The organism is Treponema bryantii (genome assembly GCF_900111035.1).
GTDB classification, from domain to species: domain Bacteria; phylum Spirochaetota; class Spirochaetia; order Treponematales; family Treponemataceae; genus Treponema_D; species Treponema_D bryantii_C.
The window spans coordinates 137461-149608 of sequence record NZ_FOFU01000004.1; the positions used below are offsets into that span (position 1 = coordinate 137461).

The following is a 12148-nucleotide window of genomic DNA, read 5'->3' on the forward strand; positions in this document are numbered from 1 at the left end:
AGTAGATGCTGATGTATATAAATCGGTAATTTCAAGGAACTCTGAAAAAGAGTTCCTTTTTTTTTGCCAAGAGAGGATTTTTATGATTATTACACTTAAACACGGAACATCTGATCAGCAGATGAATGAGTTCATTGACTCATGGAAGCAGAAGGGCTTTGGAGTTCATGTATCAAAAGGTGAAAACCTTACAATTCTCGGACTCCTCGGCGACACAAGTTCGCTCGACACAGAAATGGTCAGCGCCAATCCTTTTGTTGATACAGTACAGCGCGTTTCTGCTCCTTACAAAATGGCAAGCCGCACTTTCCATCCAGAAAACTCTGTAATCAAAGTTGGAAACACAAGCTTTGGTAACGGTGAGATTCCTGTAATCGCAGGACCTTGTTCAGTAGAAACAGAAGAACAGGTTATTTCAATTGCAAAAGACGTAAAGGCTGCCGGTGCAAAACTTCTTCGTGGCGGTGCTTTCAAACCTCGTACTTCTCCTTACAGCTTCCAGGGACTTGGTGAAAAAGGACTTCAGTTCCTCGTATCTGCTAAAAAAGAAACAGGACTTCCAATCGTAACAGAGCTTATGGATATCCGCCAGCTCAAATACTTTGACGATGTAGATGTAATTCAGATTGGTGCACGCAACATGCAGAACTTTGACCTTCTTAAAGAGATGGGAAAAACAGGAAAGCCAATCCTTTTGAAGCGCGGTATGGCAGCAACTGTAAAAGAACTCCTTATGTCTGCTGAATACATTATGGCAAGCGGAAATGAAAACGTAATTTTGTGTGAACGCGGTGTTCGCACTTTCGATAACTACACACGTAACTGTCTGGATGTAAGCATTGTTCCTTACCTCCACAAGGTAAGCCACCTTCCAATCATCATCGATCCAAGCCATGCCTGTGGTCAGCGCTGGATGGTACCGGAACTCGCAAAAGCAGCAGTTGCATGTAACACAGATGGACTTATCATCGAAGTCCACAACAATCCTGAAAAGGCTCTCTGTGATGGTGAGCAGTCTCTCCACCCAACAGAGTTTGCACAGCTTATGAAAGTTCTTCCACAGATTGCAGCTATTAACGGACGTAACGTATGATTTTTGCAATTGTAGGACTTGGAATTATGGGCGGATCAATTGCAAAGGCAATCCGCTCTTCTGCTGACGCGAACGATAAAATCTACGCGCTTGATAAAAACAATGAGTCGCTTTACGCAGCGCTCACCTCTGGTATTATTGATAAAGCGTTTACTCCTTCGGAAACAGACAAAATGCTTTCTGAAGCCGACATGCTTTTTGTCTGTCTCTACCCTGCTGCAACTCTTGAGTTCTTAAAGCAGCATAAGAATGATTATAAAGACGGCGCAATCATCACTGATATCAGCGGTGTAAAACACGAGCTTTCAGTCAGCATGGAAGAAATCCGTCCTGCAAATGCACATCTTATTTTAGGTCATCCTATGGCCGGTGGTGAAAAGGAAGGCTTTGCAGCCTCTAAAGGCGAATACTTTTTGAATCACAACTACATCCTCATAAAACCAAAAGAAGGTTATGAAGATGAAGCCGCAGTCAAAAAGCTCCGCACCATCATCAAAAAAATGGGCTTTACCCGCATTACCGAAGTTGATGCCGACACTCACGACAACAAGATCGGCTTTACCTCTCAGCTGTGTCACGTTGTTGCGAGTGCCATGGTAGAAAGTGCCGGCGACCCGGAAATCACAAGCTTCGGTGGCGGTTCGTTCGAGGACCTCACCCGCATTGCGATGATTAACGCACCGCTTTGGACAGAGCTCTTCCTCGCTAACCGCGAAAAGCTCGTTGCTCACATAGAAAATTTTGAAGCCCAGCTTAATAATCTTAAAAACCTGATTGAAACCCAGGACGCAAATGGTTTACAATCACTTCTTGCAGATGTACGCTCTAAGCGCATTCAGATGCAGAAGAACTAGATCCTGAATCGAGTTCAGGATGACAGAGGATTTATGGACGATTTACTTTCTATAAAAGCATACGCAAGCCGAGAGGCAGTTCCTATCATGCAGGATGAAGGTTGTGATTTTATCTGTGAATATATAAAGGAACACAACTGTAAAAACATTCTGGAAATCGGTACTGCCATCGGCTATTCTTCAATCCGCTTTGCAAAACTTTCGGATGATATTCATGTTACTACTATAGAACTCGACATAGACCGCCATATCAAAGCCGTAGAAAACTTTAAAGCCTGCGGCCTTGAAAACCGCATCACAGCCATTCACGACGATGCACTCACCTGCCCGCTTGAAGGCAAATTCGACCTCATTTTCATCGATGCTGCAAAAGCCCAGTACATTAAGTTTTTTGAAAAGTACAAGGCAAACCTTGCTCCAGACGGAGTTATGATAAGCGATAACCTTTCATTCCACGGCATGGTAGATGACCTCTCCCTCACACATAACTACAGCACAAAAAAACTCGTAAAAAAGATTCAGAAGTATGCAGAATTCCTTCGCACAAATGAAGAATTCGAAACTACTTTTTACGAAATCGGTGACAGAATCACAGTAAGCAAAAGAAAATAGCAGCTTTTTCTTTCCTTAAAATTTTTCTATGTTATCTCACTTTCCATGTTATAATAGTTATACATTTTAACTGGGGGAGACAAGATGAGAAATTTTACAAGAGCTTTATTTTCACTTTTTATTATTTTAATCATTTTTACATCCTGCTCATTTAAAAACAAACATAGCGAACCAATATATGATAACTGGAAAATCAAATTCAGTGATAATCAGAGTTTTGCAGCTCCATCTTTTAACGACAATTCCTGGGACACCATAAACACAGGTAAAATTATTTCCGTTCAGAATAACAATCATTATTTCTGGCTTCGAAAATCAGTAAATGTTCCAGGCAGTCTTAAAGATACTAATATATGGCTTGGCTTCCAGAAGACAAACTGTGCCATTCAGGTATATGCAGATGGAGTTTATGTCGGTTCACGATGAAATTTCCCTCCAAATCTTAGTATTAAAATCGAACAAAATACAGATATTTTAATTCCTTCAAATTGTATTAAAAACGGAACTATAGATATTGCCTTAAGGGTCTATGCTCCTGGCTCAACTGCAAAAGACATCTGTCCTTCTCTCGATAATGATACACAAGGCTATTTCATGAATAAAATCAAAAATATTTTTAATCAGAAAATATTTTTATGTATTGGCGTTTTGTGTGCATTCATTCTGTTCTATGCCTTACTGCAATACTGTATGGATAGAACAAATACAGCCTTCTTATATTTTGTCGGCTGCTTATTCTTTATCATCCTTTATTTTTATGATATGGGATCTGAGAACACTCTCATCAATTACAACATACAGCGTTCATTTACAAGAGCCTGTTTACCTGCAAGTATGATGTTTTTGATGCTTTTCTTACATAAATTTTATAACAGAAAAAGATCAAAACTCGCCTTTGCCATAGCGATTTCTGTTACCGTAATTTTCTTTGCAGCCTTTTTAATAAGTACAGGAAATGATGTTGCAGTTGATAATTTATTCTTGATTGCAATGCTTCCAACAGTCGGTGTAATTGTCTATGGTTTCATAGTTACAGTTCAGGGAATTAAAGGTAAACAGTATGATTCTATTCCGGTCTTTATTGGATTCTTTGCAGGTTCCTGCTGTGCAATTCATGATATTGTCTGTCAGGTAACAGGCGTAGTACCTTTTATGTGGACACAGGGCTTTGCATTCTTCTGCGTTGACCTTTCTGTCTTCATCACACTTGCCATAAGAGAATCAAACATAAAGAAAGAAGTTCAGAGACTTGCCAAAGAAACACAAAGTCAGAAAGACAAACTTTCCAGCGTTATTGAAAAAGCACAGATAATGGCAGAAGATTCAAATGTAGTTGCACAAAGACTTAACGAATCTGTAGACGCTATGATTAACTCTTCTTCTCAAACTCAAAACAAAGTTACTGATATCAATAATGCAATTAACGAACAGAACCGCATCCGCGAAGAAACGGCCGTAGCCATTGATAATCTTACTAACTTCTTAAAGGACATTTCTGTTGAATTTGAAAACGAAACAATTATGATTCAGCATACAACAAAGGGTACTCAGGATATTATCAACGGTATCACAACTGTTGGTGAAGGTATTTCAACTGCAGCTCAATTTACATCATCACTTTCCCAGCTTACACAAACTGGAAGTGAAGATATGAAAAAACTTATGGCCGTAATGAAAGAAATCCAGAGTTCTTCAACTGAAATTCTGGGTGTTGCAAGTACGCTTAGTACCTTTGCTCATAAGATTGACTTACTTTCTATGAATGCAAGTATCGAAGCCGCTCACTCCGGAGAAGCAGGAAAAGGATTTGCTGTAATTGCTCATGAAATTAAAGAGCTTGCAGCTCAGACTTCTCAGTGGTCAAATAAAATTGCCGAAATCATTACTTCTATAATCAGCTCTATTGATAGTAGTGCGGAACTTACTTCTAAGGTAAATCAGGCTCTTACAGAAATTGATGATGGTTCTGTAAAGAGTGCTGAACGTGTAAATGCTGCCTGGGAAGGAATGAAATCTCAGCAGAGTGCCGGAAATGAAATAGCAAAAGATGCTTCGAGTCTTGCAACGAGCGCTGCCCACATGAAAACAGAAATTGCAAGTCAGGATAAGTTTGCTACAAGTGTAATGAATAACATGCAGGATTTGTGTCAGGCATCACAGGCTGTAAATGATGCCAGTAGTGAAATTTCTGCCTTTACAGAAACCTTAAGTAAGGAAGCTCAGAACCTTGCTGCGCTTGCAGAAAACACAGCAAAGGTTGCTCATGAGCTTATGGAAATAATGAAAACTACCAGTGAGCCGATGCACCACCGCCACTAAAGTGACCGCCGCCTCCAGAGAAGCCTCCAAAGCCACCGGATGAATGAGAATGTCCGCTGCCAGAGCCTCTCATCATACTGCGGAGAGCTGCATCTGCTGCAATCCAGGCAATTGTATTTCCATTATGATAGTAGCGTCCGCGTCTTCTTCCTCTTCTTGTACCCGCAGAAATTGCACTCATGAAAAGGAATAACCAGATTACACAGATAAATGCAGGTATTAAATCTGATGAAGAGCCTGAACTTTCGCCTTCACGTACAGAACGGCTTACGGCGCTTTCATCACCACTTACAATTCCACCCATATTCATAACACCTTTTTTGATACCGGCAGAATAGTTTCCGTTCTTAAACTCAGGTACAATTACATTGCGAAGAATCAGACCGCATTTTGCATCAGTCAAAGAACCTTCAAGTCCATCACCTACTTCAATGCGCAAATCATGTTCAGCATAAGCAACAAGCAGGAGAGCCCCGTTGTCTTTTTCTTTATCGCCAAGCTGCCATTTATCGGCAACCTTAATTCCAAACGAAGCAATATCCTCACCGTCAAGAGAAGGCATTGTCAGAACTGCAATCTGAATGCCAGTACTCTGTTCAAGACCGGCAAGGTATTCTTCAATCTCACGCTCATCACTATCACGGATAATTTTTGCATAATCGTTTACACGGCCCTTAAGAGCTGGAACAGAAACTGCAAAAAGCGGAGTAAAAATCAAAATGGCTGTAAGGACAAGGCTCATCAAAAATCTCTTTACCATTCTGCGTCCTCCAGAATTACAAGTCCATCAGGAAGTTCATTTGGATTTTTCTCATGAGGCGGGAAGTTCTCGGCAAGAAGCTGACCACATTTTTCAATTGCAGTAACAAAAGCCTTTGATGCTTCACCTTTTCGAAGATTTTCAGCCAGTTCATCAGCAATCAGATTCCATAAATCCTGCGAAATATGTTTAGAAATTCCCGAATCTGCAACAATACGAACCTGACGTTCCATATAAGAAACGAAAATCAGAATACCAGAATGCTCTGCTGTATCATAAACTCCAGACTCTGTAAAATAACGGAAGGCTCGGTTTGTAACACAGGTCTTTCGTACAGAGCGTGGAATTATAAGTCGGTCAATTACCGGAATATTTGCAATATAAAAAGCAATCAGAACTGCAGCAAGACAGCTTACGATAAAGAATACCGGAAGAATCCAGCTTGGTTCATTCTGCCAGTAAAGTCTGCGGTAAAGCTCAAGAATCTTCTGTGAAAAAGGAATCATACACAGAAGAACCAGCATGCCGACACAGTCTGCCGCAAGCAGTTCCCAGAAACAGTAACGTGCGCTTTCAGGAGTTACTGCAACAGCAATTTCGCCGGTAGTCTTGGTTTCAGCATCGGCTACTGCTTTTTTTATTGCAGCAAAATCTTCATCCTTAAGCTTAAGTTTTTTTATAAGTGTTTTATATTTCATAAGACGTCCAATTATTAGAATTCGACCTTAGGAGCACTCTGTGCTTCTGCACTTGCTGTGAAATAAGGGCGTTTTTCAAAACCGCTCATATTTGCAATTATATTTGCAGGGAACTGACGAACCTTTTTATTGTAGACCTTTGCTGTATCATTAAAGCGGTTACGAGCCACTGTAATACGGTTTTCTGTTCCTTCAAGTTGATCCTGCAAAGCAAGGAAGTTCTGATCTGCCTTAAGAGCAGGATACTGTTCTGTTACCATCAAAAGTCTCTGCAGGCTTGCACCAAGATTATCCTGAATCTGCTGATAGCGAGCAAAAGCTTCCGGATCATTAAGGATTTCATCACTTATATTGATCTGACCACCGGCCTTAGAACGTGCCTCAGAAACCTGAGTAAATACATCACTTTCATGTTTAGCATAGCCCTTCACTGTAGAAACAAGGTTTGGAATCAGATCCAGACGGCGCTGATACTGGTTCTGAACTTCAGCCCAGCTTGCCGAAACCTCTTCATCCATTGAAACAAGTGAATTGTAAGTATTCTTATAGAAAGAAAAAACTCCAAGTACACAAACAAGCACAATAATCAAAGCAATAAGCCCTTTCGAAATCTTTTTCATTAAAATCCTCCAATGTATGTCATCCTGAACTTATTTCAGGATTGGTGTCTTAGTTTAAATTTATAAACGAATGGTGATATAGTCAACAAAATTTTATCCCTCACAGAGCACACGAAGGACACAGTGCTTATAATATATAAATTTCTTCCGTGGCCTCTGTGTTCTCTGTGAGAAATTCTTTTTTTTCCCTTGCCCGAATTCGACTTTCATAATAAAATATAAAAATCAGATTTTTTAATACAAAGAGGTTAATAATGAACAATTTCGTATTTTTGGGACCACCGGGAGCTGGAAAAGGATCTCTCGCAGTTAAGGTAGCAGAAGACTACAAAATCCCACACATTTCTACAGGTGATATTTTCCGTGCCAATATTAAGGCTCAGACTCCTCTTGGAGTAAAAGTAAAGGCAATTATTGATTCAGGTTCTCTCGTAAGCGATGAACTCACATTTGAACTTGTAAAAGACCGCCTTGCACAGGATGACTGCAAGAACGGATACATTCTTGACGGATTCCCTCGTACAATTCCTCAGGCAGAAATGCTTGATGGTCTTGTTGCTGACCTCAAAGTAGTAAACTTCCAGATTTCAGATGATATCGTAATCGGCCGTCTTTCTACTCGCCGTGTTTGTAAGGCTTGTGGAGCTAACTACAATATCAAAACTCTTCCACCAAAAGTAGAAGGCGTTTGCGACAAGTGTGGTGGCGAACTCTATCAGCGCGATGACGACAAGCAGGAATCTATCCTTCACCGTATGGATGTTTACCGCGAACAGACAGAACCACTCATCAACTACTACAAGAACAAGGGCAAGATTACTGATCTTGATGCATCAATTGAGACAGACATTTTGCTTGGTGAGTTTAAAAGGCTATTCTAGCAGAACCGTTAAAAAACGAGCTGCGACAGCGGGTCGTTTTAGGTTCTACCACTAAATGCCTCAGAGGCGAGACTATGCGAGCCGACTCATTAGTATGAGCCGGCTCTTTTTTTTAGGCTTAAACTATAAACTGTTCCACATGATTATGAATCTTTTCAACAGATTCTTTATTGCCGGTTGCTGAAGTATCAACCTTTTCAACCGTATCCTTCATATTTGCTGTAGCTTCAAGACTTTCCTGAACGGCAGCCATAGTAGACTTAGAGGCCGCAACAACCGCATCCATAGATTCACGGAGCTTAAGGGCACCTTCAGTTTCTTCCTCAGCCAAATCACGAATAGCATGAATAGCCTCTACAAGATCATCCGCAGCCTTCTTTGTTTCTGCAGCTCCTTCATTCTGAGCAAGCATTGCATCATAAATATTTTTAACAAGAGTTGCATTTTCAACTACATTGTCACGAATTCCCTGGAATGCAACACCGGCAGAAGTAATTGCTTCTACACCGGCAGTTGTCTTTTCCATCATCTCTTTAATCTTGCTCTGAATATCACGGGCACTAGAAGATGAAGAAGAAGCCAGAGAGCGAACTTCGTCAGCAACGACCGCAAATCCGGCACCAAACTCACCTGCATGAGCCGCCTCAATTGCAGCATTCATAGAAAGAAGGTTTGTCTGAGCGGCAATACCCTGAATAACCTTCAAAAGTTTACGAACCTCTTCAGATACAGTCTGAATCTCTTTCATAGTAGTTACCGCATGTTCAACAGCAGTATTTCCTACATCACTACGTTCAGAAAGTCCCTGAGATACTTCCTGTGCCTGCTTTGCAGTATCAGCTACACTTGAGATACTATCCGTCATTCTTGAAATGGCCGAAGAAATACTCTGAACAGCTTCAGTCTGCTGAGTTACATGCAGCTTAACTGTTTCAATACTGTCTGCAAGCATAACAATATTATCACCGGTAATTTCAACAAGTTCATCCTGCTTCTTACTGTTTTCATCAATATGCTGAAGCGAATGATTCATAACACCAATAGCACCAGTTGCATATCTTGCAGATTTTGAAATGATTCCTGCAGATTCTGTAACAGCATTTGTTTCGGCCTTAAAGTCTTTAATCATAGAAGAAAGTTTTGCCATCAATGTATTTACAGAAGAGATAAGAAGACCAAAGTCATCCATCATATTAATATTGATTCGGCAGGTTAAATCACCGTTATTTGTAATTTCATCCAGAAGATGAGATGTAAGTTTAATTCGCTTAGAAAGACCTCGCAAAACAGTAAGGAAAGGAACAGCCGCAAGTACAGCAGAAAGTGAAATACAGATTGCACCCTTTTTAAAGAAAGCAGTAAGCAGATCTCCTTGGAAAGTTCCGTTATGAGAAGCAAGAAGAATTCCATATGGAACTGTTAGCATGTTTATTCCAAGAAAGTACAGGGAAATAAAGAATACAAGACCAATGGATATAGAGATTTTTGAAGAACGGCTTTTAAAATCTACAATAGAACCAATTTCAAGCATTTCCCGCTTTTTAATAAGAAGATAATCTACCAGTTTAATTGAAGTAATGGCAGATATACCACCAAAAGCCATAGCCTGTGCAATTACAAGGAACACGCGGGAAAAGTAGTAAACATTACTTCCGTTTGCAATTCCAATGTAAACAATAATAATCTGACCAATAAAGAATCCAATTACATTAGCAATGATAATAAGAAGAATTATACCTCTGTAGCTTTTGAGACAAAGTCCGATTTCTTCCTGTGTTGCCTTACGGCCTTCTTCCTTGATTTTTTTGATTATCTGATCAAAAGGTTTTGCTATAAAATATCCGATTGCTACGGCTACAAAAAGCAGAAGAGATGCAACCATAATGTTAGGCAGAGTACCACTCCACATAACTTCAATTTCATCGTAAATAAACTCTAGAGCAAACCATCTCAACATCAGTACACTTGCATAAGTGACTGCAAATAAAACTATTACAAATGTCGCAAATACTGTCATAACTTATAATTATATAATATAAATGGCAAATTGTAACCAAAAAAAATACACCATTGTATAAATGTAAAAAATATGTCATAGTCATCATACTTTCAATTTAAGAATGATTATCAAATTGGAGTACCATGGCACAACTAATTTGCAAAGACCTTACCCTCGGGTATGGCAACAAAACAGTTATTGAAAACCTCTCTTTTGAAGTAAACAAAGGTGATTACCTTTGCATTGTAGGAGATAATGGTTCTGGAAAAACCACACTGATGAAAACCATTCTCCACCTGCTTAAACCTCAGTCCGGTTCAATCACAACAGGAGACGGTCTGCTTGCAGATGAAATCAGTTACCTTCCGCAGCAGACAGAAGTCCAGAGAGACTTTCCTGCCAGTGTCCGCGAAATCGTACTTTCCGGCTGTCAGTCACGCTGCGGTAAACGCCCTTTCTATAATAAAGCAGAAAAACAGCTTGCCGTTGCAGCAATGGAAAAACTTGGTATAACTCATCTTGCTAAAAAATGCTACCGGGAACTTTCTGGTGGACAGCAGCAGAGAACCCTTCTCGCCCGTGCTCTTTGTGCCGCACAGAAAATGCTTCTTCTCGACGAACCTGTAACAGGCCTTGATCCTGCAGCTACAGAAGAAATGTATACCTTAATAGAACAACTCAATAAAACCGGAATCACAATCATAATGATTTCTCATGATATTGAAGCAGCCCTAAAACACGCAACACACGTACTGCACATAGGAAGTGGTGGCGCAACATTCTTTGGAGACGTAAAAGAATATGATAGACACATTAATTCAATACTTTAGTTTTGCATTTGTCCGCTATGCTTTTATTGTTGGCGTGTTGATTTCACTCTGTTCTTCACTGCTTGGAGTTACCCTTGTTCTCAAACGCTTTTCATTTATTGGAGACGGACTTTCACATGTAGCCTTTGGCGGAATCTGTATTGCAACAGTTCTTGGAACCTTCATCAGCATTCCTAATGACATGTACATAGTTCTGCCGGTAACCATCATAAGTGCAATTTTATTACTTCGTTCAGGCCAGAACAAAAAGATTCAGGGAGATGCAGCAGTTGCAATGATTTCTGTAGCGTCCCTTGCAATCGGTTATCTTTTAATGAATATTTTTTCTACTTCATCAAATCTTACTGGAGATGTCTGCAGTACCCTCTTTGGCTCGACTTCAATCCTTACCCTCACCTCCGGCGAAGTATGGCTTTGTGCAGGTCTTTCAATTGCAGTAATCATAGCTTACATAATCTTCTATAATAAGATCTTCTGCGTAACCTTTGATGAAAACTTTGCAACCGCAGTTGGTACACATGCACAGGCTTATAATCTTGTAATTGCAATCATCATAGCAGTAATCATCGTACTTGCAATGAACCTCGTAGGCTCGCTTTTAATTTCTGCCCTCGTAATCTTCCCAGCCCTTTCTGCAATGCGTGTATTCAAAAGTTTCCGTTCTGTAACTATTTGCTCAGCCATTGTTTCTGTAGTATGTTCTGTGGCAGGTCTTTTGATTTCAATACTCGCCGGCACTCCAGTAGGAAGCACTATCGTAGCAGCAGACCTTACCGCATTTCTCATATTTACAATTGCAGGAGTTTTTATAAAATAGAAAGTGATGATTAAGAATATTTTCAGGGCGTTCCCCCGGCTGCGCCAGGGTCGGGCTTTAGCTCGACAGTCCTCGGCCCTTCTGGCCTGCGGTCTGCTCGCGACAATCCCTAACGCTTTCCTATCATGTAAAGGAAAAGACACAACAAATAACTCAGGTCTTCAGGCCGCTTCCGCCGCAAAGAACACAGAAGCTGTCGCAGACATGAATACCAGCTCACAGCCGTTAGTTTCGCCAGGCTCAAATACCGGCAATTCAAAAGTCGACCTCGATCTTACAAAAATGTCCGCAACAATGATATACACTACAATCTTTGATATGCTTGTAATGCCGGAAGACTATGTAGAAAAAAACATCAAAGTAAAAGGCTGGTTCGAAACCTACACTGATCCGTACACAGGCGAAATATACTACGCTGTAGTTGTCCCTGATGCAACAGCCTGCTGTCAGCAGGGCCTCGAGTTCATATGGCCCGGCAACCACACCTATCCGGATGATTTCCCTAAACCAGGAGAAGACATCACAATCACAGGACTCTACAAAATCACAGAAATCGATGGCGTAACCTACAACTACCTCGAAGCCACCAGTGTTGATTTTTAATTCACAGGACTTTTAAACACACAAAAAAAATCCCCCTTCTGGCGTGACAATGCGGAAGAGGG

At 40.5% G+C, this 12148-nt stretch carries 13 protein-coding genes; 9 read left to right on the forward strand and 4 right to left on the reverse strand.

The window, feature by feature from the left end; genetic code table 11:
• Window positions 1-82: 82 nt before the first annotated feature.
• The 5 genes from aroF (at window position 83) to BMY21_RS08765 (ending at window position 4878) form a co-directional block, all read left to right on the forward strand.
• Window positions 83-1093 carry a 3-deoxy-7-phosphoheptulonate synthase gene (gene aroF, locus BMY21_RS08745; protein WP_074642973.1) on the forward strand — a complete coding sequence of 337 codons (1011 nt, stop codon included), beginning with the start codon at window positions 83-85 and terminating at the stop codon, window positions 1091-1093.
• On the forward strand, window positions 1090-1947 hold the full coding sequence (locus BMY21_RS08750; RefSeq protein WP_074642975.1) for a prephenate dehydrogenase: 858 nt from the start codon (window positions 1090-1092) through the stop codon (window positions 1945-1947). Before aroF ends, BMY21_RS08750 begins: the two co-directional genes overlap by 4 nt.
• A gap of 33 nt (window positions 1948-1980) precedes the next feature.
• A complete protein-coding gene (locus tag BMY21_RS08755; protein ID WP_074642978.1) occupies window positions 1981-2559 on the forward strand; it encodes an O-methyltransferase in 579 nt (192 codons plus the stop codon).
• An 84-nt stretch (window positions 2560-2643) separates the two neighbouring features.
• Window positions 2644-2985 carry a hypothetical protein gene (locus BMY21_RS08760; RefSeq protein ID WP_074642980.1) on the forward strand — a complete coding sequence of 114 codons (342 nt, stop codon included), beginning with the start codon at window positions 2644-2646 and terminating at the stop codon, window positions 2983-2985.
• 264 nt (window positions 2986-3249) lie between these two features.
• Window positions 3250-4878 carry a methyl-accepting chemotaxis protein gene (locus tag BMY21_RS08765; RefSeq protein ID WP_256210345.1) on the forward strand — a complete coding sequence of 543 codons (1629 nt, stop codon included), beginning with the start codon at window positions 3250-3252 and terminating at the stop codon, window positions 4876-4878.
• On the opposite strand, the gene BMY21_RS08770 is transcribed toward BMY21_RS08765, so the two are convergent.
• The 3 genes from BMY21_RS08770 to BMY21_RS08780 are packed head-to-tail and all read right to left on the reverse strand — an operon-like array spanning window position 4847 to window position 6956.
• Window positions 4847-5638, reverse strand: a complete 792-nt coding sequence (locus tag BMY21_RS08770; protein WP_074642985.1) for a TPM domain-containing protein — start codon at window positions 5636-5638, stop codon at window positions 4847-4849. The genes BMY21_RS08765 and BMY21_RS08770 overlap by 32 nt on opposite strands.
• A complete protein-coding gene (locus BMY21_RS08775) occupies window positions 5632-6336 on the reverse strand; it encodes a TPM domain-containing protein (protein ID WP_074642988.1) in 705 nt (234 codons plus the stop codon). The genes BMY21_RS08770 and BMY21_RS08775 overlap by 7 nt, the downstream gene beginning before the upstream one ends.
• Window positions 6337-6350: 14 nt before the next feature.
• Window positions 6351-6956: a LemA family protein gene (locus tag BMY21_RS08780; RefSeq protein WP_074642990.1), complete on the reverse strand. Its 606-nt coding sequence runs from the start codon at window positions 6954-6956 to the stop codon at window positions 6351-6353.
• Window positions 6957-7210: 254 nt separating this feature from the next.
• Here BMY21_RS08780 and BMY21_RS08785 point away from each other — a divergent pair, with 254 nt between their 5' ends.
• Window positions 7211-7837 carry an adenylate kinase gene (locus tag BMY21_RS08785; protein WP_074642993.1) on the forward strand — a complete coding sequence of 209 codons (627 nt, stop codon included), beginning with the start codon at window positions 7211-7213 and terminating at the stop codon, window positions 7835-7837.
• A gap of 118 nt (window positions 7838-7955) precedes the next feature.
• Here BMY21_RS08785 and BMY21_RS08790 read toward each other — a convergent pair whose 3' ends face one another.
• On the reverse strand, window positions 7956-9854 hold the full coding sequence (locus BMY21_RS08790) for a methyl-accepting chemotaxis protein (protein WP_083379803.1): 1899 nt from the start codon (window positions 9852-9854) through the stop codon (window positions 7956-7958).
• A 125-nt stretch (window positions 9855-9979) separates the two neighbouring features.
• Between BMY21_RS08790 and BMY21_RS08795 the strand changes: the two genes are divergently transcribed.
• The 3 genes from BMY21_RS08795 (at window position 9980) to BMY21_RS08805 (ending at window position 12086) form a co-directional block, all read left to right on the forward strand.
• On the forward strand, window positions 9980-10666 hold the full coding sequence (locus tag BMY21_RS08795) for a metal ABC transporter ATP-binding protein (protein WP_074642998.1): 687 nt from the start codon (window positions 9980-9982) through the stop codon (window positions 10664-10666).
• Complete coding sequence (locus BMY21_RS08800; protein ID WP_074643000.1) at window positions 10638-11483, forward strand: metal ABC transporter permease; 846 nt, start codon at window positions 10638-10640, stop codon at window positions 11481-11483. Before BMY21_RS08795 ends, BMY21_RS08800 begins: the two co-directional genes overlap by 29 nt.
• 204 nt (window positions 11484-11687) lie before the next feature.
• Window positions 11688-12086 carry a hypothetical protein gene (locus tag BMY21_RS08805; RefSeq protein ID WP_143064199.1) on the forward strand — a complete coding sequence of 133 codons (399 nt, stop codon included), beginning with the start codon at window positions 11688-11690 and terminating at the stop codon, window positions 12084-12086.
• The last annotated feature ends 62 nt before the right edge of the window (window positions 12087-12148 follow it).